Consider the following 20,759-nt stretch of genomic DNA (forward strand, 5'->3'; position numbering starts at 1 on the left):
TAGGGCGTTGTTCGATCCAAAACCACCATGAGCGCCCTGCCCAAGCCCCCGCCCGCCGGCTTCGACCGGCCCGCCGCCGCGCTGCCCGTCGTCATTCATGCCGCCGACGGTTATCCGTTGGGCGGCTTTGTCTGGCGCGGGATCGACGTGGGCGCGGTGACGAGGCCGGTGGTGATCATCAACGCGGCCACCTCGGTCAAGTGCCGCTACTACTTCCGCTTCGCCCAGTACCTGCATGACAACGGCATGGACGTCGTCGCCTACGACTACCGCGGCATAGGCGAGTCGCGTCCGGACCGCCTGCGCGGTTTCCAGGCAAGCTGGACCGACTGGGGCGCGAAGGACTGCGAGGCCGTGCTGCGCTATGCCGCCGCCATGTGGCCGGGCCGCGATATCCATGTCGTGGGGCACAGCTTCGGCGGCTGGGCTCCCGCGTTGGCCGCGTCCTGTTCGCGGATCGGCAGGATGGTTACCGTGGGTGCCCAGTTCGCGTACTGGCGGGACTATGATGCCTCGGTACGCTGGCGCATGGTGGCCAAGTGGCATCTGGCCATGCCGCTGCTGGCCCGGGCATGTGGCTATTTCCCCGGACGCAGGGTGGGCTGGCTGGAAGATACGCCCACAGGTGTCGCGCTGGACTGGAGCACGCCCACGCCACGCTACGAAGACCGGCCCAGCGCCCGCCGGGCCTTCGGCGGCGCCGCGCTGCCTGCCGCCTCCGCGCGGGCCGGCATCTTGGCGATCAGCCTGACCGACGATCCCTTTGGCACGGTGGCGGCCATCGAGCGCACCCTGGGTTACTTCACGCGCAGCGAACGCACGCATCTGCGCATCGCGCCCGAGGACGTGGGCAGCAAGGCGATCGGGCATTTCGCGTTCTTCCACAGCGACTACCAGGACCTGTTGTGGCCGCTGGCCCTGGAGTGGCTGCGCGCCGGCGGCGATCACGCAGCACGGCCTGTGCCCGTCGGTGTCTACAGGCCGCCGGCCACCTTGAGGGTCTCGCCGGAGACGTAGCCGGCCTTTTCAGACAGCAGCCAGACGACCGCATCGGCGATTTCCTCCGGCCGCGCCACCCTTCCCATGGGCACCCGGGCGGCGATGCGCGAAGGCCGGTCCGGTTCGCCCGCGGCCGCATGGATGTCCGTCAGCGTGGTGCCCGGGGATACGGCGTTGACCCGTATGCCCTGGCCTGCCGTCTCGCGCGCGAGCCCGGCCGTGAAGCTCTCCACCGCCGCTTTCGACGCGGCATAGTGGACGTATTCGTGAGGCGCGCCCAGCGTGGCCGCGACGGAGGAAATGTTGACGATGCTTCCGCCCATGCTCCTGCCCGCCCAGTACCGTATGGCCTGTCGGCTGAACAGCATGGTGCCAAGGACGTTGACGTCGAGTACGCGCCGCAACACCGACGTCTCGACGGCGGAAAACGCTCCGATGGGGCCGGTCGTGCCGGCGTTGTTCACCAGAGCGGTCACCGTATGGGGCAGCGCGGCCGCCGCGTCGAAGGCCAGTCCGGGCGCCGCCTCGTCTGCGACATCGGCCTGGACGCAGCACGCCTGCCGCCCCATGGCCCGGATGTCCTGGGCCAGAGCGCGGGCCGCGTCGGCCTGTTCGCGGTAGGTGAAGCAGACGTCGTAGCCCGAGGCCGCGGCGAGCCGCACGACGGCCGCGCCGATGCCTCGGCTGCCGCCGGTGACGATGAGGGTGCCGGGATGGGTCATGATGGGGAATCCTGGTGGCGGTGACGAAGGAGGAGGGCTGCCGCGAGCTGCGCCGTGGCCATGGCCAGCGCCGCGGCCAGCAGCCCGGCGTGGCCGACATGCCCGATGACGAGGGCGAAGCATACCGGTGCGGCGGCGCTCAGCATGAACGCGGGGCGCAGCACGCCCCCCACGATACGTCCATAGTTGCGCGCGTCGAACAGGGCCAGCGGAATGGCGCCGCGCATGATGGTGGCCATGCCGTTGCCGGCGCCATACAGCAGCGTGAAGGCCAGTGCGCCCGGCAGCGTCGCGCCCGCCGCCAGGCCGGCGGCGAAGCACAGACACAACAACAGGCACGGCAGCAGGTTGACCGTCAGCGTCCGGGCGCGGCGTCCCGTCGCGGCGATGCCCACCCGGCCCGCGACCTGGCCGATGCCGAACAGCGCGGACAGCGAGACCGCCATGCCGGGCGTCCAGCCCAGCCCGCGCAGGATGCCGGGCAGGTGCGCCGACATGCCGGTCTGGATGAACAGGGCCAGGGTCGCGATGCAGCCGTACAACAGCACGTCCGCGCGGGCCGCCGGCCGATCGGGCGCGTCCGGGCCCGGTGCGGTGCCGGCGGTATCCGGCCCGTGGCCGCGTGGCAGGGCCAGGTACAACAGCGACGAGGCCAGCAGCAGCAAGGCGTAGACGGCCAGCGCGCTGCGCCAGCCCCATTCCTGTCCCAGCCACTGCCCCAATGGCCAGAAGATGGTGGAAGACAGCCCGCCGAACAGCGTGACCTGGGACATGGCCTGGCGCGACGCCGGACCGCCCAGGTGGGCGAGCGCGGCAAAGGCGGCGTCGTACAGGGCGAGCCGCATGCCGAGCCCCAGCAGCACCCAGCCCATGTAGTAGACGGTGCCATGGTGGGCGGCGGCCAGCGTGACGCAGCCGGCGGCGCCCAGCACGCAGCCGGCCATCATCGGGGCGCGGCCGCCATGTTTGTCGATCCTGCGGCCTACCCAGACCGAGGACAGGCCCATGACGGCCAGCGCACACGAGAAGCCGCCGTGGACGAAACCGGCGCTCCAGCCCAGTTCCGCCTGTATCGCCGGCCCGAATACGGACACCAGGTAATGCATGGTTCCCCAGGAAACGATCTGTGCGCATCCCAGGCACACGACCAGGGTGGCCGTGATGCCGCCGGCGGCGGACGGGCGAAGGGGCTTGGCGGTGGGGTCGGACATCGTGGCGAAGGAAATGAGGCAGGGGGCGTTGCCGAACTCTAGCGTCAGGCGTTACATAAATGAATCGACATCCCTTTATGCAATGCATAAACGACTTCTATGAAATCGCTGAATCCCGCCTATCTGCTGACTTTCAGCAGCGCGATGGAACTGGGCAGCTTCACCGCCGCCGCCGAACGGGCGGGCATGACCCAACCCGCCGTCAGCCACCAGATCCGCGAGCTGGAACGACGCCTGCAATTGCGGCTGGTCGAGCGGGTGGGACGCCGGGTGGCGCCGACGCAGGCCGGCACACTGCTGCTGGAGCATGCGGCGCGCATCAAGCTGGCGCTGGATGATGCCGAGGCGGCTATGCAGCGCCATGCCAGCACGCCGGGCGGGCTGGTGCGCGTGGGTACCGGCGCCACGGCGTGCATCCATCTGCTTCCGCCAGTGCTGCGCCAGCTCAAGCGCAGGATGCCGGCCATCGATATCGTGGTCAGTACCGGGAACACGCCCGAGATCCTGAGGCGGGTGGAGGACAATGCGCTGGATGCCGCGCTGGTGACCTTGCCCGCCACCGGACGCAGCCTGGACATCACGCCCATCGTCCAGGATGCCTTCGTTGCCATCGCGCCGAAGGGCGAGGCGTCGGCACGGCGAATCTCGCCCCAGGCGCTGGCGCGTCGGCCGCTGGTGCTGTTCGAGACGGGCGCCAACACCCGGCGGCTGATCGATGAGTGGTTCGCGCGCGCGGGCTGCCGCGTGAAGCCGGTCATGGAGCTGGGCAGCGTCGAGGCGATCAAGGAAATGGTCGCCGCCGGCCTGGGATGGTCCATTCTGCCCGGGCTTGCGGTGGCGCCGCCCGGCCGACGCGGCGGACTGGACGTGATCCGCCTCGCGCCCGGCCTGGAACGCACGCTGGCCTGGGTGATGCGGCGCGACAAGCCGCTCAACCGCGCCCTGGGCATGGTCAGCGAAGCGGTCCTGGGATTGCGCGGCCGCAAGGAGGCCCGATGGCTACAATGACAGGCATCGCCGGTTCCCGGATCCGGAACACCCCAGCCGCATGTCCGACCACAAGCGAATCAACCTCCAGCTGCTGACCTATCTCGATGCCCTGATGCGCGAGCGGCACGTGACGCGCGCGGCCGAGCGGGTCGGTATCGGCCAGTCGGCCATGTCGAGCGCGCTGGCCCGGCTGCGCGAGATCTTCCACGACCCGCTGCTGGTCAAGACCTCGTCGGGCATGGAGCCCACGGCGCGCGGCGTGGAGCTCGCGCGCAAGGTGCACGAGGCGCTGGAACTGATCGACGCGGCCACGCGCGGCACCGACGAGTTCGTGCCCGGGGTGGCCGAGGGGCATTTCCGCATCCTGGCTTCCGAGGGCGTGGCGCGCCAGTTCCTGCCCGGCCTGATGGCCCGCGCCCGGCGCGAGGCGCCGCGGCTGCGGTTCACGTCGCGGCCGGTGGACATCCGCCGCACCCACGAATACCTGCGCGACGCCGAGGGCGATCTCGTCATCGGCTATGTCCGGCAGGTGCCGCAGGACCTGCACCAGACCGTGCTGTACCCGCAAAGCATCGTCTGCATCGCGGCGGCCGGCCATGACGGCATCCGGGGCTCGCTCACGCTCGAGCAATTCCTGGCCTATCCGCATGTGGTCTGGGGCACCGGCCCGGTGCCCTATCCGACCATCGAGGTCATGGTGGACGACATCCTGGAGCGGCGCGGCCTGGCCCGCGACGTGGGGCTGCGGGTGCCCAACGTGCTGTTGTCGGCCGACGTGGTGGCGGTGACCGACATGCTGGCCATCGTGCCGCAGCGCATCGCCTGCGACGCGGCACGGACCCTGCCGCTGCAGATCCTGCCCCTGCCTTTCGACACCGACCGCGCCGATCTGAGCATGCTGTGGCACGAGCGCGTGCACCGCGAGCCCGCGCATATCTGGCTGCGCGGCGTGATGCGCGACGTGGCCGCGCAACTGCGGCAGGACGCGGCGATCGACGGTTCTCAATAGCGGTATCGGCGGCGCGCGATTGTGCCGCACCGGGCCGGCTTGCTGTAATCGCCGGCATGCAAGATCACCTGATTGCTCCCGTGGACCGCCGGTGGCGGGAAGAGCGGCTGCGGCTTTCCGTCCAGGGCCGCGCTGTGCCGGGCATCGCCTGGCTGCCCCCGGATCCCTGTGCCGGGCTGGTCCTGGCCTGCCATGGCGGCAGTGGCCACAAGGAATCGACGGCAGTGCTGGCCATGCGCGACCGCCTGCTGCCCGCAGGCTATGCGGTCGCCGCCATCGACGGCCCGGTGCATGGGGACCGCCGAGCCGATGGCTCGCGCGACGCCGGCGCGGCGAAGGCGGATTTCCGCGCCGCGTGGCGCGAGGGGGCCGCCCGCGACAGCATGACGGCCGATTGGCGCGCCTTCCTGGATGCCCTGCTGGCGTGGCCGGTGCTGGCGGATCGGCCCGTGGGCTACATGGGCGTTTCCATGGGCACGGCCTACGGGCTGCCCTACCTGGCCGCGGACGATCGGGTGCGCGCCGCCGTGCTAGGCCTGTGGGGCGTCTCGTATCCCGCCAGCGAACACCTGGCGCCGGCGGCGCGGCAACTGCGCATTCCCGTGTGGTTCACCCAGCAATGGGATGACGAGATCTTCGACCGCGCGGGAACGGCCGAGCTGTTCGACGCGCTGGGCAGCGAGGACAAGCGGCTGGTGGCCTACCCCGGCCCCCACCTGGAACTTTCCGGCGAGCGATTGGACGATGCCGCCGCCTTTCTCGTCTCGCGGCTGCGCGCCGCCTGCCGGCCGGCCGTGGCCGGCGCTATTCCCTGTTGATGGAGCCTGGATGAAAACCCTGGATGTCTCGTACGAAGCCATGGGCGCCCGCACGGCGCGGTTCGACGACTATGCCGAGGCGGAGCGCGAAGGCGCGCGCGCCGACGCTGTGCGCGCGCTGTGGGGCGGGCAACTGGTGGCCTTGATGGGGGCCCGCAGCACGCGGGGCCGCTTCGCCGACCCCCGCGTGCCCAGCCCCGCGCGCGCCTGCACCGGCTATGCGGCGTGGGACGCCGGCCGGGGTTCGCTGCCCTACCGCAACCCCGATGCCATGGAGAACATCCTGTGCCTGGCGGGCACGCTGCGCGTGCGCTTCGGCCCGGATCTGGCGCACGAGATCCGCCTGGGGCGCTTCGACATGCTGTCGATACCCGCCGACGTGCTGCACGAGGTTTCCTGCCATGGCGCGGAGGGTGCCAAGGCGCTGATGCTGCTCAATGGCGCGCCCGATTGCGCCTATCCCGCGATATTCCCGGGGCCGCTGCCGGCGGCGATCGAGGCGCGAGAGCTGGCTGCGCTGAATGCGCGCGTCGAGCCGGGGCGCGGACGCGAGGCCGATCCGGACACGATGGCGCAGCGCGTGACCCGCTTCGCCACGCTGGTGCCGTACAAGCGTGCCCTGAACGCGCGCAGTGCCATTCCGGCCGAGGCCACCGAGTGGCTGACCGCCAGTTCCGTGTTTCCGCTGCTGGTGCCGGACGGCCACCTCGGCCGCTCGCAGGATGCGCCGCTCAAGGGCGGCCCGGGCCTGTACGTGGCGATCGCCGAATGCGTGCCCGACGACGGCCCGCTGCCGCACGCGCATTTCGACACGCAGGAATCGTTCTTCGTGCTGGATGGCGAATGGGACATCACCTGGGGCTTCGAGGACGAGTACCGCCTGCCGGTGCGCGCCTGCGACCTGGTGGGCGTGCCCACCGGCGCGATGCGCGCCTTCCGCAACACCGGCAAGGAAACCGCGCGGCTGTTCGTGATCATCCAGGGCCAGGAGCGGATGAGCGATACCGTCGTCTATTCCCCCAAGGTGGGCGAAGAGGTCAAGCGCCGCTTCGGCCCCGAGGTGGTCGAGGCCTTCCGCAAGGTCAACATCACGTTCGACGCCGAACGCGCCTGAACCATGATCCGCCAGCCTCCGCAGAGAGGCCGCGCGGCAAAGGAGGAGTGGAGATGAAGCAAGGATTTGTCGTGTCGGAACGCGGGCGGCGCCTGGCCGCGTTGTTCGTGGCGAGCCTGGCGCTGGCAGCCGGGCGGGCCGATGCCCAGCCGTATCCGGCCAAGTCCATCAAGCTGATCGTGCCCTACGCGCCGGGCGGCGTGACCGACGTATCCGCCCGGCTGGTCGCGCAGAAGCTGGGCGAGCTGCTGGGCCAGACGGTATACGTGGAGAACAAGGGCGGCGGCGGTACCCGCATCGGGGCTTCGGAAGCGGCGCGCGCCGCGCCCGACGGCTATACCCTGCTGTACGCCAACTCCATCACGCACGGCACCCTCCCGGCCACGGCGGCTTCGCTGCCGTTCGATCCGGTCAAGGATTTCACGCCCATCGCCAAGCTGTTCTGGTATGCCAGCACCATCGTCTGCCATCCCTCGGTGCCGGCCAATACCGTGGCCGAGCTGGTGTCCTATGCCAAGGCCCATCCCGGCAAGCTGAGCTACGCCAGCGCCGGCCCCGGCACGGGCAATCATTTCTCCAGCGAACTGTTCAACGTGATGGCGGGTGTGAAGATCGTGCACGTGCCCTATCGCGGCAGCGGCCCGGCATTGCAGGACGTGATCGCCGGGCAGGTCAGCTGTACCCACGACGGCGCGGCCAAGCCCTACGTCGACGCGGGCAAGGTCAAGGCCATCGCCACCACCGGAATCGCCCGCGACCCGCGCCTGCCCGACGTGCCCACGGTGGACGAGGCGGGCCTGAAGGGCTATGACATGACCTGGTGGCAGGGCGTGATGGCGCCGGCCGGGACGCCGCCCGCCGTGGTGGAACGGCTGGCGCGCGCGACGCAGGCGCTGGCCAGGGACGAGGCATTTCGCGCCAAGGCCTACGACATCGGCCTGAACGTGCAGTACGAGCCGGCCGACGTCCTGGCCAGGCAGGTCGTGCAGGATATCGCCAAGTTCCGCCGGATCGCGGCCGAGGCCAACATCGTGCTGGACTGAAGTGACGCTACGGCGCGGGCCGCAGCGCCACCGCCTCGACTTCCACCCGCATGCCGTAGTGCAGCGCCGGCACGGGCACGACCGCCCGCGCCGGCCGCGCATCGCCCAGCGCCCGGCGGTAGGCCTGGTCGAAGGCCGGCCAGTGTTCCACGCCGGCCAGGTAAACCGTGACCTTCAAGACGTCGTGCCAGTTGCACCCCGCCGCGGCCAGCGCGGCTTCGACGTTGCGCAGCGCGAGGGCGGCCTGCTCGTCCAGCGGCAGGTCGGCGCGCGGTTCGCCCGCGGCATCCAGCGGCAGTTGTCCGGACACGAAGGCAAGGCCGCCGCCAGCGGCCACGTGCGCATAGTGGCCGCGCGGCGCGGCAAGGTCCGCCACGGCCGGGAACGCGACGTCGCTCATCACCATCCCCCGAAGCGCGGCCAGTGGGCCTCGACGCCGGTGTCCGCGGCCACGACGGCATAGGCGCCGTGCTGGGCGGCGGTGGCGCAGGCGTGGTTGGGCAGGATGCGCAGCAGGGTGCCCACCGGCAGCATGGGCGTGGCGGCGGGGTCGGCGCGATGGCGGATGATGCCGTGTTCCTGGTTCGCGTCGACCATGATCAGGTCCTGCAGCGGCTTTCCCTCCAGGTCGCACACGAGGCCATAGCCCTGGTCCACCGGCTGTCTGGCCGTGCCGCGGTCGCGCGACATGGCCATCCAGCCCGCATCGGTGATCAGCCAGCCCTTTTCCTCTTGATGGCCGATTACGGTGCACAGCACGGACAAGGCGATGTCGTCGGTCCGGCAGACGCCCAGCCCGTTCATGACCAGGTCGAAGAACACGAACACGCCGGCCCGCACCTCGGTGACGCCGTCCAGCGAGCGCGCGAAATGCGCGGTGGGGGTGCTGCCCACACTGACCACCGGCGCCGCGTGGCCGGCCTCGCGCAGACGTTGCGCAGCCCGCACCGCGCCCGCCCGTTCCTGCTCGGCCATGGCGACGATGGCTTCGGTGGAGCGGCAGTTGTAGGAGTCGCCGGCATGGGTCAGGACGCCCGCCGCCCAGGCGCCCTCGCCTTCGCGCCCCGACAGGCGGGCGGCGATGTCCAGCAGCACGGGGTCCTCGGGCTTGACGCCGGATCGGTGCCCGTCGGTATCGATCTCGATCAGCACGGGCAGCCGCAGGCCGTGGTCGAGCGCGTAGGCGTGGGTGGCCGCTGCCGCTTTGGCGTTGTCCAGGATGAGTGTCAGCCGGGCGCCCCGCCGTGCCAGGCGCTCCACGTGCGGCAGCTTGGACGGCACGATGCCCACGGCGTAAAGGATGTCGGTCCAGCCGTGGTCCAGGAAGTATTCGGCTTCCTTCAGCGTGGAGACGGTGATGGGCGTGCCGGGCGGGCCCAGGCGCCGCGCGACGTCGGCGGACTTGTTGGTCTTGACGTGCGGCCGCAGCGCGACGCCGAAGGGAGCCAGCCGCTCGCGCAGCCGCGCGATGTTGCGGTCCATCCTGGTCCGGTCCAGCACCAGGACGGGAGTTTCGAGTTCGTTCAGTTGCATGATGTGCCTGGGTTCAATCGATGTAGACGTTCCTGGCCTCGAGTATGGGGCGCAGGCGGGCGATCTCGCTGTCCACCAGCCGGGCGAGGTGGCCGGGCGTGTTGTCGGCGCGGGCGGGGAATTCCACGCCCACGTCGCGCATCTGCTTGACCAGCGCCGGGTCGGCCAGCGCGTCGTTGATGGCGGCGTTGAGCTTGTCCACGATGGCGGGCGGCGTACCGCGCGGCGCGAACAGCGCGTTCCACGAACGGAAGTCGATGGCGGTCCTGCCGCTGCTTTGCGCCGTGGCGACCTTGGGCAGGCCGGGGAAGGGCTCGCGCGTCAGCACGGCAACGGCCCGCACCCGTCCGCTGGCGGCCTGCGCCAGCGAGGTGGTGGTCTGGTCGCACATGAAGTCGGTTTCGCCGCCCATCAGCCCGGTCGTGGCCGGTGCCACCCCCTTGTAGGGCACGTGCATGACCTCGGCCTTCATGTCGCTCAGCAGCAGCAGGCAGGCCAGGTGCGCGATCGAACCCACGCCCGCGCTGCCGTACGACATGGTGGCCTTGTGGGCCCGGAGATAGTCGGCGAACTGCGGGAAGTCGTTGACGGGCAGCCCCTGCTTGACCAGCAGCAGCATCGGCGCCGACCCGACCTGGCCCAGCGGTTCGAAATCCTTGCGTGCGTCGTACAGCGGCTTGCGATACATGATCATGTTGGCCGCATGCGTGCCTATGGTGCCGAAGCCTATGGTATAGCCGTCGGCGGCGGCGCGGGCCAGCTTCTGCATGCCGATGGAGCCGCCGGCGCCGCCCACGTTCTCGACCACGACCGAGACGCCCAGGCGCGGCCCCAGCTTGGCCGCCACGGCCCGCCCCAGCGCATCGCTGGGACCGCCCGCGGGGAACGGCATGATCAGGGTGACAGGCTTGTCGGGCCAGGCCTGGGCGCAGGCGGAAGAAGTGGCGGCGAGCGCGAGCAGCGCTCCCGCGGCGATGGCGGCGGTTTTCATGGGGACTCCAGGAAGAGGAAAGGTCCGGCGGCGTCGGGGTGTCAGCCGCGCCGGGGGCTGTTGGCGAGTTCCAGCGCCGGCAGGATGCCGCGCGCTTCCTGGCGCGCGGCCGGCGCGCCGTCGGGCAGCGCAAGTCCCACCCGGTTGTGCCAGAAGGTGTCCATGCCGACCGCCGAGGTGCCGAACAGGTCGTAGCCGGATCCGGCCACGAACAGCGTGTTGGCGGGCTGGGCGCCCAACTCCCGCAAGGCCAGTCGATAGGGGTGGGGATCGGGCTTGTAGTAGCCGGCCCGTTCCGAGGTCACGACCACGTCCATGGGGACGTTCAGCAGGCCGGCGGCCAATCGGCCCAGCCGCTCCGAGCAATTGGTGACCACCCCCAGGCGGTGCGTGCCGCGCAGGTTTTCCAGCACCGTCGCCACGCCGTCCCAGGGGGCGAGTTCGGCCCAGCGTTCCTCCAGCGTGTCGGCGGCGGCCAGCGGCAGATCGGTCTCGGCGGCCGCTTCCCGCACCAGGGTTTCGTACGGCCGATAGGCGCCGCAGGCATAGGTGCGCTTCAGGTAGGCGGCGCGCCAGGCGCGGCCCGCTTCTTCGCCGCCGGCGGCGCTGTTCCACAGGGTCCAGGAGTCGAGCAGCGCGGTCAGCAGGTCGAACAGAACGAAATCGTATTGGCGGCTCATGGCGGTCGGGAATGATCGGTGAATGATGGCCAGTGTAGGAGGCGCGCGGCCGGATGTGGTTAATGGAATAGAATTTCTTCATTCACCAAAAGGTTAATAATGAAGCTGGACATCGACGACCTGCGCTTCATCCTGGCGCTGGACCGTGTAGGCAGCCTGGCCGCCCTGGCACGCGAGGAAAACGTCACGCCGCCCGCGGTCACCAAGCGTCTCGGCCAGCTCGAGGCGCGGCTGGGCGTGCGTCTGGCGATGCGCACCACGCGCCGCCTGCAGCTGACGCACGAGGGGCACCTGCTGGCCCAGCATGCCACCGGGGTCATCGAGCGCATGCAGGCCATCGAGGAGGCCTTGCAGCAGCGCAGCCAGGTGGTGGCGGGCAAGCTGAAGGTGCACGGCCCGTTCGGCTTCGGCCGCCAGCATCTCGCGCCGCTGCTGGACGCGTTCCGCGCCAGCCATCCGCAGGTCGAGGTCCAGCTTTTCCTGTCCGACAACCTCATGCTGCCCAGCCAGCCCGTGCATGGCCGCGACGCCTTCGATGTGCTGGTCAGCATCGGCGAGATACCCGACTCGCGCTGGGTGGCGCACCGGCTGGCGCCCAACCGGCGCGTACTGTGCGCTGCGCCGGCCTACCTGCGCGGCGCGCCCGCGATCGAGAGCCCCGCCGATCTGGCGGAGCACGCTTGCCTGGTGCTGCGCGAGAACGACGAGGACGTGACGATGTGGCGCTTCATGCAGCGCGAGGGCCGGGGCGAGCCGCGCCTGCACACGGTGCGCGTGCACCCCGCCATGGAAAGCAACGATGGCGAGGTCATCCGCCAATGGTGCCTGGCGGGCCGGGGGATCATGGTGCGCTCGGAATGGGACGTGGCCGCCAGCGTGGCCGAGGGGTCGCTGGTGGCGCTGCTGCCGCGCCACCGGCTGCCCGACGCCGATGTGACGGCGCTGGTGCCGCAGTCGCGCATCGCTTCGGCCCGCGCCCGGCTGTTCGTCGACATGCTGAAGAAGGCCTTCCGGCCCCGGCCGCCGTGGCGTGCGGCATGACTGCGCACAGGCCCGGGACCCGTCCTCTACAATGCCCCCGCATTGCCGTCTGGAGGTCCGCCCTGAAATCCCCCAAGCATTTCGACCTGCGCCGCCATCTTCCCCATCTGCTGCGCCGCGCCCACTTCGAGGCCGAGGCCCTGTTCGCCAGCATGTCCGACGAGGGCGCGACGTCGCGCCAGATGGCGCTGCTGGTGGCCGTCCACCAGATGCCGGGCGCCTCGCAAAGCCAGGTCGCGCAGGCCATCGGGCTGGACCTGAACACATGCAGCGACCTCGTGGCGCGCACCACCGCCAAGGGCTATCTGGTCCGCCGCCGCTCGGAAACCGACCGGCGGACCTTCTGCCTGGACCTGACGGAAACCGGCCGCGAGGTCATGGCGGCTTCGGTCGCCGTCGCGCCCCGGTACCAGGCCCGGCTGGCCGAGCGGCTGGACAAGGGCGAACGAGAACAGCTAACCGCCCTGCTGCGCAAGATGCTGGGTTTCGACGACTGACATCCACCGGCATTTCCGGGATTCTCCTGATCGCCAGAAACTACGTATTCGTATTAAATGCGGCATCGCAGATTCAATACGAAGGGCTCGCATCCATGGCGGAACTCATCGCATTCGCTCCCGGCAACTATCGCTACCTGCCCGGGGGATTCCAGTACAGCGCCGCTGTCATCGCCGACGCGGGCCATGTCATCGAGCGGGCGCGCTTTGCGCGGCCGGTGCCGCTGGCCGAGGGCTTCGGCCGCATCCGCGACCATCTGGCGGCCCTGGGCCGGCCGCCTGCCGCGCTGTGCGCCTGCGAGCTGCGTTCGCCCGCGCCCATGGGCGAGCCCGAATTCATCGCCTTCAACCGCCGCTACGTGCAGCCGCTGGCCGAATGGGGGCTGTTCAAGGACGAGGCCAACCCGGTCGCGCGCTGCAACCTGATCCCGCAGGCCGATGCGCTGGCCGAGCCTGGCTTCTACGCGTTCAGCTATACCGTTCCCGCGCGCACGCAGGGACCGCCAGACTTCGTGACCTCGGGCGCGGCCGAATGCCCGGACCGGCCCAACTACCGCGCAAGCATCGTACGACTGGGGGAAACCTCGCCCGACGCCCTGCTCGACAAGCTGCGTTTCGCGTTGGGCGACCTGCAATCGCGCTTCGAAGCGCTGGGCGTGTCGGCGCACGATGTCACGGGCATGAGCCTGTACACCGTGCATGACCTGTATCCGGCCATCGCGTCGGAGTTCGCGCGCCGCGGCCTGCTGGCGGGCGGGCTGGAATGGCACTGGGTGCGGCCGCCGGTGCGCGATATCGAGATAGAAGTCGATGCCCGGCGCGTGTCGCGCCAGGTGCTGCTGCCATCCGTCGGGAGTGCTTCATGAAATCGCTGCGCGCATTGCGCCATCTGCTTTCCGCCGCGCTGCTGGCGCTGCCCTGCGCCGTGCCAGCCGCCGCGCCGGCGGTGCCGGGTCCGGTCAGGATACTGGTCGGTTTTCCCGCCGGCGGCACCATCGACGTGGTCGCGCGCCTGGTGGCAGAACAGATGCAGGGCGACCTGGGCGTGCCCGTGGTGGTCGAGACCCTGGCCGGCGCGGGCGGACAACTGGCGGCCCAGGCGCTCAAGCGCGCCGCGCCGGATGGCCGCACGCTGATGGTGGCGCCGGATCATACGGCAGTCATCGTGCCGCTGACCGTGGCCCGGCCCGGCTTCGACAGCCGCACGGACTTCGCGCCGGTCGGCATGGTGGCCGACTACGCGGGGGCGCTGGCCGTCAGCCAGGCCAGCGGCATCAAGGACCTGCCCGATCTGATACGCCATGTGCAGGCGCATCCGGCGGCGGGCGGCGTGGGCGTGTCGGCGCCGGGCAGCAAGCCGCAGTTCCAGCTGGATGCGCTGGCCCGGTCGCAGAAGCTGCCGCTGTCGGCGGTGCCCTATCGCGGCTCGGTGCCCATGGTGCAGGATCTGGCCGGTGGACACATCGCGGCGGGTATCACGGCGCTGGGCGATTTCCTGGAGTTCCATCGCGCCGGCAAGCTGCGCGTTGTCGCCGTGACGGGCGAGCGCCGCTCGGCCCTGCTGCCCGCGATTCCCACGGCGGCCGAGGCCGGCTATCCGCTGCGGCTGGATTTCTGGGTGGGCCTGTTCGCGCCGGCCGGGACGCCGCAGCCGCTGATCGCCCGTTTCAACGCCGCGCTGAACAAGGCGCTGGACGTGCCCAAGGTGCGCGAGCGCATGGCGGCGGTGGTGTTCGATCCCCGGCCCGGTCCGCCGTCGGCCTTGCAGCAGCGCATCGCTTCGGAACTGGAGCAGTGGGAGCCCATCATTGCCGCCTCGGGTTGGGTCAGGCAATGACGGGCGCCAAGGGCCGGCGCTTCAGTCCAGGGTAAGCCGGCGGTAGTAGTTCGGCAGCGCGAACAGCGCGCCGTGCACTCGCGCGTTGTAGTACTCCAGGTCGTCGACCCCGCGTGCCTCCAGGCGCGCGTGGATCGTTTCGCCCGGCACCGCGTCCGGGTCCAGCGCGTCCGAAGCCACCGCCAGGCCCCAATAGGTGCCGTACAGCGGGATGTGCACGCCGTAGGGCCGCACGTGCGCGAACTGGCCGCGCAGTGTCCCGCACAGCTCGCGCACCTGCTCCGGCTGGTGGAAGGGCGAACCCATGTGCAGCACCAGGGCTCCGCCCGGCGCCAGCGCATGCTTGCAGCGGCGGAAGAACGCGGGGGTATAGAGCGGTCCCGCCGGCGTGTCCGGATCGGTCAGGTCGAGCAGGATCAGGTCATAGCGGTCGGACGTGCGCGCGAGGAAGTCCACGCCGTTCTCGACCAGCACCGTGGCGCGCGGATCGTCCAGGGCACCGCGATGGATCTTCTCCAGATACCGGCGCGCCACGTCGATGACCTCGCCGTCCAGGTCGACCAGCGTGGCCTGTTCGATGCCGCGGTGCTTGAGCAATTCCTCCAGCGCGCCGCCGTCGCCGCCGCCTACGATCAGGGCGGACCGCGGCGCGGGGTGGGCCGTGGCGGCGGGATGCACCAGGGCCTCGTGATAGAAGAATTCCTCGGCCTCGGAGGTCATGTAGCGTCCGTCCAGCCGCAGGGTGCGGCCCAGCGTGGCGGACTCCAGCAGTTCCAGCCTTTGGTAGGCAGTCTGCCGGCTGAGCAGGCGGCGCTCGAACCGGAAACCGAAATACGCCTGGCCGGCGACGTCCTCGAACACCAGCTCGCCGGCGTCCGCGGGACCGTCGACGTCGCCGCGACTCAGGTGCTGGCGCTGCATGTCGCTGGGCCGGAAGGCTTCCACCAGCGCTTTCATGAGCGCCTCGGCCTTGCGCGAATTGTCTTCCTGGAAATTGCAGACGTAGACGTCCAGCGTCACGCCGTTGCGTTCGGGCCAGGTATGGACGGCCAGGTGCGATTCGGCCAGAAGCAGCATGCCCGTCACGCCGCCGGGCTGGCCCTGGAACTCGGGAAAGGTGTGCCACTTTTCGTCGACCAGGGTAAGCCCGGCCTCGAGAGTGTGGCGTCGGCAAAGGCGCGCCAGCGTGTCGGCGTCCGTCATCAGGACGGCATCGCAGGCGCAATGATAAAGATCTGCGGTAAGGTGCAGGCCTTGCATGGTGTCGATGCTCCTTGGGAAAGAGTCTTGCGACCAAGGGGGATGGGCACTACGAAAGCCCGGAAGACCAGAGGCTTCCGATTCGAGCGGCAATGGCCCGTGCCGTGCGGAACGGCTGGGCAAAAATGGCCGAGTCTACCCCAACCCACCCGGATGTGCGAGACAGGGCGCATCGCGAAAAAAAACCCCTCGCCGGGGCGAGGGGTGGTCGGTGGCGCATACGCGGGGCGCGAGCCCCGCAACGCGCGTCAGCCGGCGGTGATGTTGTGCGACTTGATCACCTTTTCCCAGGTCGCGGTCTCGTCGGCCTGGAACTTGCGGAAGGCGTCCAGGCGCAGCGGCGACAGCTCCAGGCCCTGGGCCTTCAGCGTTTCCAGCGTGGCGGGTTGGCCGAGGATCTTGGTCACGTCGCGCGCCAACTGGCCGGACACGTTGGCCGGGGTCGAGCTGGGCACGTACAGGCCGTACCAGGACACCACGTTCACGCCCTTCACGCCGGCTTCGGCCAGGGTGGGGATCTCGGGCATGATGGGCGAGCGCTCGGAGCCGGTCAGGGCCAGCGCGCGCAGCTTGCCGGACTTGATCTGGGGCATCAGGGTCGGCAGCGCGCCGAAGATGACCTGGATCTGGCCGCCCAGCGCGTCGTTCAGCGCCTGGGTCGTGCCCTTGTAGGGAACGTGCAGCAGGTCGGCGCCGGTGGCGTCCTTGAACAGTTCGCCGGCCAGGTGCAGGCCGCTGCCCACGCCGGGCGAGCCGTAGGCCATGGTGCCGGGCTTGGACTTGGTCAGCGCGATCAGTTCCTGGATGTTCTTGGCGGGAACCGAGGGGAACACGGCGACCACGTTGGGCGCCTTGGCCATCATCGCGACAGCGGTGAAGTCCTTGTCGACGTTGTAGGGCAGGTTGGCCATCAGCGTCGGGTTGATGGTCATGTTGCCGGCCGGCACGACCAGCAGCGTGTGGCCGTCGCCGGCGGCGCGCTTGACCGCGTCGATGCCGATGTTGCCGTTGGCGCCGGGACGGTTGTCCACGACGGCGCTCTGGCCGTATTCATTCTGCAGGCCGGTGCCCAGCAGGCGGGCCAGCACGTCCACGGGGCCGCCCGGCGGGAACGGGGCGATGATGCGGAACGGGCCGTGCTTGAGCGAGGCCTTGGCGGCGGCGTCGTCGGCCGCGGGAGCCTGGGCGAAAGAAGCCGTGGCGACCGCCGCGAACAGCGCGCCGGCAACCAGGCGAGTGCTAGTCTTAAACATGATGAACTACTACTCCATGACGGAAAGTCTCGCGCTTTTGGCGCGTGATGAACAGGACCACGGATAGCGCGGCCCTACGCTTGTCTCCTTCCTCCAGTCCACCCATCGCCGTTGTCGGCGATTCCTCCGTCGGGATTCTTTTTACTCAGGGCACAGCGGATCCGGCTTTGCCGGTCCGCCAGTGCCGCCCCCTGGGGGGCGCGCGTAAGCGCGTAGGGGGGTTATATGGCTACAGCATGCGCCTGATTGCCGATGGCGCGCACGACGCTATAGACAGTCAGGGCGGAAGTCTTGGGGTTGGCCGCGAGCGGCTTGCCCCGCATGGTGATCTCGAAGCTGCCGAAGGCGCCGCTGGCTTGCACGTGGTGCACGTTTTCCTTGCTGGTGGGATCGGCGATCAGCCGCACCTGGGTGCGGTCCAGGCCGAGGCCGGCCAGCGACAGCGTGGCGGCGACGTTGGCGTTCTTCGGGAACAGCCGCGCGGCTTCGCCGGCGGGGCCTTCGAATATCACCGTGGGTTCGGTCAGCGCCTCGAGCTTGAACTGGCCGTCGGCCGGCGTGTCCTTCCAGGCCAGGGCGGGCTTGCGGCCGGTGTAGACCACCGAATCCAGGCCGCCGATCTTGGCCGCGGCCAGCGCGTCGATGCCGCCGATGGCGCCGGACAGGAGCTGCACCTGGGTCTTGCCGCGCTTGGCCGCTTCCTCCAGCTGGCGCGCCAGTTCGACGTCGGACAGCGCGCCGATGGAAACCACCACGCAGGGGATGCCTTGTTCGAGTGCGGGCAGCACGTGGGCGCGCAGCGCGCCGTGGCCGGCGCATTCGACCAGCAGGTCGGGACGCTGGGCGACCTCGGCCAGGCCGGTCACGACCTGGGCCTGGGGAGCGATCGCGCCGACCTGCTCGCGGGCCTGGTCCAGCGTGTCGGGGGCGACGATGACGCTGTCGATCGACACGTCGGGATCGTTCTTCAGCAGCGACAGGACGGAGAGGCCGATGGCCCCCGATCCGATCATCGTGATTCGTAGCATGTTGGCTCCTGGGCGATGCGTCGCCCGGTCAATGGGACGGTGAATAGTTGAGCAGCCGCGACAGCTCGTCGGCGGTGCCGCGCACCCGGCCGATCAGCTCGGATACGCGCGATTGTTCGACGCGCGACGACGGCAGGGCGGCGCCCAGCGCCGCGACCACGCGGCCGGTATGGTCGCGCACCGGCGTGGCGATGCTGGTGATGCTGGGCTCGTAGAAACCGGCACCCATGGCGTAGCCGTTGGTCCGGTCCTGCGCCAGCAGTCCGTACAGCGCCGTCAGCGTGGACGGCGTGCTGGGCGAATAGACTTCCAGCTCCTCGTCGGGATAGAGCTCGCCCATTTCCCTCTGGTCCAGGTCCGTCAGCATCACGCGGCCAAGCACGGTGGCGTGCGCGGGCAGGCGCGTGCCCAGGTTGACCGCGCTGGGGAACAGCGTGGGGGCCGAGACCTTCGCGACGTAGACGATGGAGCGGCCGTCGCGCACCACCAGGTTGCAGGAATAGCCGATCTCGTCGCGCAGGCGCTGCAGCAGCGGCGACCCGAGTTCGGTCAGCTCCAGCGAGGCCAGGTATTCGAAACCCAGGCTCAGCACGGCCATGCCCAGGCGGTAGCTGCGGCCGCCCTCGGTGCGCTCGATGAAGCCCAGCGCTTCCAGCGTGGTCAGCAGCCGGAACACGGTGGAGCGGGGCAGCCCCATCTTGCGCGCGAACTCGGGCGCCGACAGCGTGCGGTTCTGGCGGCTGAAGTGGCTGAGCAGCCGCAGGCCACGTTCCAGGCCCGGGACGATGTAGCGCTCGGGAATGTCTTCGCTGATGGCGGCGTCGTTCATGGTCAGCGGGGCGTGGCGCCGGTGGTGGCCGCGGCGTGCGCGCTCTCCAGGATGGCCGCGACCGCTTCCGGCCGCTCGATGTGGCAGGCGTGGCCGGCCACGGCGATGGAGCCGTAGGGCGCGCCGAACATCTCGGCGATGGCGCGGCAGTTGGCCGGGATCGTGACGGTGTCCTGGTCGCCGGAATGGACCTCGACCGGCACCGGGGCCGGCGCGTAGGCGGCCATGTCGGCGTTGCACAGCATCTCGATCGCCTGGCGGTAGCCGGCGGTATCCAGGCGCTCCATGTTCCAGCGCACCCAGGCCAGCGCCTCGGCGCTGGGTTCGGACGACAGCATCTTGGCCGGGCGCGTGCGAGCCATGCCGGCGATGCCGACCTGTTCAAGCGTGCGCAGCCGCTCGGCGCGCACCGCTTCCTGCCGCTCGGCCAGCGCCGGATTGCCGTAGCCGCGCGTGGGGCTCAGCAGCACCAGCCGCGCGACCCGCTGTTTGCCCAGGTCATGCGCATAGGCCGTGGCCATCAGCGTGCCGAGCGAATGGCCCACCAGCACGCAGCGTTCGATGCCCAGCGCATCGAGCATCTGGTGCAGCCGCTGCGCATAGTCTTCGGCCCCGGGCGAGGCCGGCGCCAGCCGCGCCGAATTGCCATAGCCCGGAGCGTCCCAGGCGATCACCCGCGCACGCGCGGCAAGCTTCACGGCCGCATGCAGCCACGAGCCCGCGCCCGAGCCAATGCCATGCAACAGCACGATGGCCGTGCCGTCAGCGCCCGGCGTGCCCGCCTCGCGATAACACTGCACGCCCCCGGCCGTTTGCACCGACTTCTCGGCGAAACGGCTATTGAGCAACTCCAGCGTTTCCGGCGACGGTTCCGGCGCCAACGTATCGGTCTGCATCGTCCTAAATCCAGAAAAAATCCACCCCGTACCCGCTTACGCGGGCCCCCTCAAGGGGGCGGCGCTGGCGGACCGGCAAAGCCGGATCCGCAGCGCCCTGGGTCTAGTACCTGTTTCTTGGTACGCCACATCGTTGCTACCGCTGGCAGCCAGCGATAGCAACGGTGCCACAATCCAAGAGAGCGGCACTAGACCCAGGATGCGGTGGATCCGGCTTTGCCGGTCCACCCGCATCGCCCCCTGGGGGGCGCGCGTAAGCGCGTAGGGGGGGTTACCTCTTGATCTTCGCCAGCGGGTGCTCGGGCGGGTAGGTCGGGGTGATGGGCTTCTTGGCGCCCAGCATCACACACATCAGGGCGTCTTCGTCGCCGATGTTGATTTCCTCGCGGTACACGCCCGGGGGAACCGACACCAGGTCGCGATCGGTCAGGATGGTTTCGAAGCGCTCGCCGTCCTTCTCCAGGACCACCTTGAGCTTGCCGCGGATGACGAAGAAGATTTCCTCGACGTCGGTGTGCAGGTGCGGGGGGCCTTCGTGGCCGGCCGGGATCACCATGGTCGAGAACGTGAAGTGCTCGGAAGGCACGGTGTTCGAGTCGGCGGCGACGCCGGTGCCGCCCGTGCCGACGTAGCGCATTTGCGCACGGCGGTACTTGGGATCGAAGTCGGCCTGGAACTTCAGGGCATCCCAATCGTACTTGCGGGTCGAGAACCGCGCGACGCGCGAGTTCATCCAGGTCTCGAAGTCAGTGCCTTCGGGGCGGTCCCAGCTGCGGGCGACTTGCTGTTGTTCGGACATATCCGTCATGGTGTACTCCTGCATGGGCGGCTAGGCGCCGCGAGAGCGGGTGAAGGCGGGCCCGGGAAGGCGCCCGCCGCGGTGTGTTCGCTGTCACTGCCACGCGTTTTATATTTAAAACGCGGATTTAATAGTGAAACAAGGCTAAATATACGCCCTATTGGTGAAATCGTCACTAGGGTAAACACTAGTCCGCCATTACCGAGTAC

The 20,759-nt window shown here is 69.7% G+C and carries 22 protein-coding genes; 10 read left to right on the forward strand and 12 right to left on the reverse strand.

Features of this window, described 5'->3' with window-relative positions; translation table 11 throughout:
• Window positions 1-27: 27 nt before the first annotated feature.
• Complete coding sequence (locus EV675_RS05830) at window positions 28-1,017, forward strand: alpha/beta hydrolase family protein (protein WP_130356401.1); 990 nt, start codon at window positions 28-30, stop codon at window positions 1,015-1,017.
• On the opposite strand, the gene EV675_RS05835 is transcribed toward EV675_RS05830, so the two are convergent.
• Together EV675_RS05835 and EV675_RS05840 are read right to left on the reverse strand one after the other, a co-directional pair.
• Window positions 975-1,721: an SDR family oxidoreductase gene (locus EV675_RS05835; RefSeq protein ID WP_130356402.1), complete on the reverse strand. Its 747-nt coding sequence runs from the start codon at window positions 1,719-1,721 to the stop codon at window positions 975-977. The two genes, EV675_RS05830 and EV675_RS05835, sit on opposite strands and share 43 nt — an antisense overlap.
• Window positions 1,718-2,932, reverse strand: coding sequence for an MFS transporter (locus EV675_RS05840; protein ID WP_130356403.1), 1,215 nt, complete (start codon window positions 2,930-2,932; stop codon window positions 1,718-1,720). Before EV675_RS05840 ends, EV675_RS05835 begins: the two co-directional genes overlap by 4 nt.
• 99 nt (window positions 2,933-3,031) lie before the next feature.
• On the opposite strand from EV675_RS05840, the gene EV675_RS05845 reads away from it, so the two are divergent.
• From EV675_RS05845 to EV675_RS05860, 5 genes are read left to right on the forward strand one after another with little or no spacing between them, the layout of a single operon-like run.
• On the forward strand, window positions 3,032-3,940 hold the full coding sequence (locus EV675_RS05845; protein WP_130356404.1) for a LysR family transcriptional regulator: 909 nt from the start codon (window positions 3,032-3,034) through the stop codon (window positions 3,938-3,940).
• 40 nt (window positions 3,941-3,980) lie between these two features.
• On the forward strand, window positions 3,981-4,931 hold the full coding sequence (locus tag EV675_RS05850; protein ID WP_130356405.1) for a LysR family transcriptional regulator: 951 nt from the start codon (window positions 3,981-3,983) through the stop codon (window positions 4,929-4,931).
• Window positions 4,932-4,987: 56 nt separating this feature from the next.
• Window positions 4,988-5,749 (forward strand): alpha/beta hydrolase, encoded by a 762-nt coding sequence (locus tag EV675_RS29675; RefSeq protein ID WP_165404454.1) that lies wholly within the window; start codon window positions 4,988-4,990, stop codon window positions 5,747-5,749.
• Window positions 5,750-5,759: 10 nt separating this feature from the next.
• On the forward strand, window positions 5,760-6,863 hold the full coding sequence (locus EV675_RS05855; protein ID WP_165404455.1) for a cupin domain-containing protein: 1,104 nt from the start codon (window positions 5,760-5,762) through the stop codon (window positions 6,861-6,863).
• A gap of 53 nt (window positions 6,864-6,916) precedes the next feature.
• Window positions 6,917-7,906 carry a Bug family tripartite tricarboxylate transporter substrate binding protein gene (locus EV675_RS05860; protein ID WP_130356407.1) on the forward strand — a complete coding sequence of 330 codons (990 nt, stop codon included), beginning with the start codon at window positions 6,917-6,919 and terminating at the stop codon, window positions 7,904-7,906.
• A gap of 7 nt (window positions 7,907-7,913) precedes the next feature.
• On the opposite strand, the gene EV675_RS05865 is transcribed toward EV675_RS05860, so the two are convergent.
• From EV675_RS05865 to EV675_RS05880, 4 genes are read right to left on the reverse strand one after another with little or no spacing between them, the layout of a single operon-like run.
• The gene (locus EV675_RS05865; protein ID WP_130356408.1) at window positions 7,914-8,306 is read right to left on the reverse strand and encodes a RidA family protein; all 393 of its coding nucleotides are present in this window, start codon (window positions 8,304-8,306) and stop codon (window positions 7,914-7,916) included.
• Entirely contained in the window at window positions 8,306-9,439 is a 1,134-nt protein-coding gene (locus tag EV675_RS05870; protein ID WP_130356409.1) for an alanine racemase, read from the reverse strand. The genes EV675_RS05865 and EV675_RS05870 overlap by 1 nt, the downstream gene beginning before the upstream one ends.
• Window positions 9,440-9,452: 13 nt before the next feature.
• Window positions 9,453-10,430: a tripartite tricarboxylate transporter substrate-binding protein gene (locus EV675_RS05875; RefSeq protein WP_130356410.1), complete on the reverse strand. Its 978-nt coding sequence runs from the start codon at window positions 10,428-10,430 to the stop codon at window positions 9,453-9,455.
• A gap of 41 nt (window positions 10,431-10,471) precedes the next feature.
• Entirely contained in the window at window positions 10,472-11,110 is a 639-nt protein-coding gene (locus tag EV675_RS05880) for an HAD family hydrolase (protein ID WP_130356411.1), read from the reverse strand.
• 99 nt (window positions 11,111-11,209) lie between these two features.
• On the opposite strand from EV675_RS05880, the gene EV675_RS05885 reads away from it, so the two are divergent.
• The 4 genes from EV675_RS05885 (at window position 11,210) to EV675_RS05900 (ending at window position 14,485) form a co-directional block, all read left to right on the forward strand.
• Window positions 11,210-12,151 carry a LysR family transcriptional regulator gene (locus EV675_RS05885; RefSeq protein WP_130356412.1) on the forward strand — a complete coding sequence of 314 codons (942 nt, stop codon included), beginning with the start codon at window positions 11,210-11,212 and terminating at the stop codon, window positions 12,149-12,151.
• The gene (locus EV675_RS05890; protein WP_130356413.1) at window positions 12,148-12,648 is read left to right on the forward strand and encodes a MarR family winged helix-turn-helix transcriptional regulator; all 501 of its coding nucleotides are present in this window, start codon (window positions 12,148-12,150) and stop codon (window positions 12,646-12,648) included. Before EV675_RS05885 ends, EV675_RS05890 begins: the two co-directional genes overlap by 4 nt.
• 95 nt (window positions 12,649-12,743) lie before the next feature.
• Entirely contained in the window at window positions 12,744-13,514 is a 771-nt protein-coding gene (gene cnbZ, locus EV675_RS05895) for a 2-amino-5-chloromuconate deaminase CnbZ (RefSeq protein ID WP_130356414.1), read from the forward strand.
• Window positions 13,511-14,485 carry a tripartite tricarboxylate transporter substrate-binding protein gene (locus EV675_RS05900; RefSeq protein ID WP_165404456.1) on the forward strand — a complete coding sequence of 325 codons (975 nt, stop codon included), beginning with the start codon at window positions 13,511-13,513 and terminating at the stop codon, window positions 14,483-14,485. Before cnbZ ends, EV675_RS05900 begins: the two co-directional genes overlap by 4 nt.
• A 21-nt stretch (window positions 14,486-14,506) precedes the next feature.
• On the opposite strand, the gene speE is transcribed toward EV675_RS05900, so the two are convergent.
• The 6 genes from speE to EV675_RS05930 form a co-directional block, all read right to left on the reverse strand.
• A complete protein-coding gene (gene speE, locus EV675_RS05905) occupies window positions 14,507-15,745 on the reverse strand; it encodes a polyamine aminopropyltransferase (RefSeq protein WP_130356416.1) in 1,239 nt (412 codons plus the stop codon).
• A 248-nt stretch (window positions 15,746-15,993) separates the two neighbouring features.
• Complete coding sequence (locus EV675_RS05910) at window positions 15,994-16,998, reverse strand: Bug family tripartite tricarboxylate transporter substrate binding protein (protein WP_130356417.1); 1,005 nt, start codon at window positions 16,996-16,998, stop codon at window positions 15,994-15,996.
• Window positions 16,999-17,219: 221 nt separating this feature from the next.
• Complete coding sequence (locus EV675_RS05915; RefSeq protein WP_130356418.1) at window positions 17,220-18,026, reverse strand: aspartate dehydrogenase; 807 nt, start codon at window positions 18,024-18,026, stop codon at window positions 17,220-17,222.
• 28 nt (window positions 18,027-18,054) lie between these two features.
• Window positions 18,055-18,855 (reverse strand): IclR family transcriptional regulator, encoded by an 801-nt coding sequence (locus EV675_RS05920; protein ID WP_130356419.1) that lies wholly within the window; start codon window positions 18,853-18,855, stop codon window positions 18,055-18,057.
• A gap of 2 nt (window positions 18,856-18,857) precedes the next feature.
• Complete coding sequence (locus EV675_RS05925) at window positions 18,858-19,751, reverse strand: alpha/beta fold hydrolase (RefSeq protein WP_130356420.1); 894 nt, start codon at window positions 19,749-19,751, stop codon at window positions 18,858-18,860.
• Window positions 19,752-20,022: 271 nt separating this feature from the next.
• Complete coding sequence (locus EV675_RS05930; protein ID WP_130356421.1) at window positions 20,023-20,559, reverse strand: cupin domain-containing protein; 537 nt, start codon at window positions 20,557-20,559, stop codon at window positions 20,023-20,025.
• Between the last annotated feature and the right edge of the window lie 200 nt (window positions 20,560-20,759).

It is taken from the genome of Pigmentiphaga kullae (assembly GCF_004216695.1).
GTDB classification, from domain to species: domain Bacteria; phylum Pseudomonadota; class Gammaproteobacteria; order Burkholderiales; family Burkholderiaceae_B; genus Pigmentiphaga; species Pigmentiphaga kullae.

Excerpts from the sequence above, each read along its gene's own strand:
- EV675_RS05830 (WP_130356401.1), top strand. The coding sequence starts at position 28 with ATGAGCGCCCTGCCCAAGCCCCCGCCCGCCGGCTTCGACCGGCCCGCC.
- EV675_RS05835 (WP_130356402.1), bottom strand. The coding sequence starts at position 1,721 with ATGACCCATCCCGGCACCCTCATCGTCACCGGCGGCAGCCGAGGCATC.
- EV675_RS05840 (WP_130356403.1), bottom strand. The coding sequence starts at position 2,932 with ATGTCCGACCCCACCGCCAAGCCCCTTCGCCCGTCCGCCGCCGGCGGC.
- EV675_RS05845 (WP_130356404.1), top strand. The coding sequence starts at position 3,032 with ATGAAATCGCTGAATCCCGCCTATCTGCTGACTTTCAGCAGCGCGATG.
- EV675_RS05850 (WP_130356405.1), top strand. The coding sequence starts at position 3,981 with ATGTCCGACCACAAGCGAATCAACCTCCAGCTGCTGACCTATCTCGAT.
- EV675_RS29675 (WP_165404454.1), top strand. The coding sequence starts at position 4,988 with ATGCAAGATCACCTGATTGCTCCCGTGGACCGCCGGTGGCGGGAAGAG.
- EV675_RS05855 (WP_165404455.1), top strand. The coding sequence starts at position 5,760 with ATGAAAACCCTGGATGTCTCGTACGAAGCCATGGGCGCCCGCACGGCG.
- EV675_RS05860 (WP_130356407.1), top strand. The coding sequence starts at position 6,917 with ATGAAGCAAGGATTTGTCGTGTCGGAACGCGGGCGGCGCCTGGCCGCG.
- EV675_RS05865 (WP_130356408.1), bottom strand. The coding sequence starts at position 8,306 with ATGAGCGACGTCGCGTTCCCGGCCGTGGCGGACCTTGCCGCGCCGCGC.
- EV675_RS05870 (WP_130356409.1), bottom strand. The coding sequence starts at position 9,439 with ATGCAACTGAACGAACTCGAAACTCCCGTCCTGGTGCTGGACCGGACC.
- EV675_RS05875 (WP_130356410.1), bottom strand. The coding sequence starts at position 10,430 with ATGAAAACCGCCGCCATCGCCGCGGGAGCGCTGCTCGCGCTCGCCGCC.
- EV675_RS05880 (WP_130356411.1), bottom strand. The coding sequence starts at position 11,110 with ATGAGCCGCCAATACGATTTCGTTCTGTTCGACCTGCTGACCGCGCTG.
- EV675_RS05885 (WP_130356412.1), top strand. The coding sequence starts at position 11,210 with ATGAAGCTGGACATCGACGACCTGCGCTTCATCCTGGCGCTGGACCGT.
- EV675_RS05890 (WP_130356413.1), top strand. The coding sequence starts at position 12,148 with ATGACTGCGCACAGGCCCGGGACCCGTCCTCTACAATGCCCCCGCATT.
- cnbZ (WP_130356414.1), top strand. The coding sequence starts at position 12,744 with ATGGCGGAACTCATCGCATTCGCTCCCGGCAACTATCGCTACCTGCCC.
- EV675_RS05900 (WP_165404456.1), top strand. The coding sequence starts at position 13,511 with ATGAAATCGCTGCGCGCATTGCGCCATCTGCTTTCCGCCGCGCTGCTG.
- speE (WP_130356416.1), bottom strand. The coding sequence starts at position 15,745 with ATGCAAGGCCTGCACCTTACCGCAGATCTTTATCATTGCGCCTGCGAT.
- EV675_RS05910 (WP_130356417.1), bottom strand. The coding sequence starts at position 16,998 with ATGTTTAAGACTAGCACTCGCCTGGTTGCCGGCGCGCTGTTCGCGGCG.
- EV675_RS05915 (WP_130356418.1), bottom strand. The coding sequence starts at position 18,026 with ATGCTACGAATCACGATGATCGGATCGGGGGCCATCGGCCTCTCCGTC.
- EV675_RS05920 (WP_130356419.1), bottom strand. The coding sequence starts at position 18,855 with ATGAACGACGCCGCCATCAGCGAAGACATTCCCGAGCGCTACATCGTC.
- EV675_RS05925 (WP_130356420.1), bottom strand. The coding sequence starts at position 19,751 with ATGCAGACCGATACGTTGGCGCCGGAACCGTCGCCGGAAACGCTGGAG.
- EV675_RS05930 (WP_130356421.1), bottom strand. The coding sequence starts at position 20,559 with ATGACGGATATGTCCGAACAACAGCAAGTCGCCCGCAGCTGGGACCGC.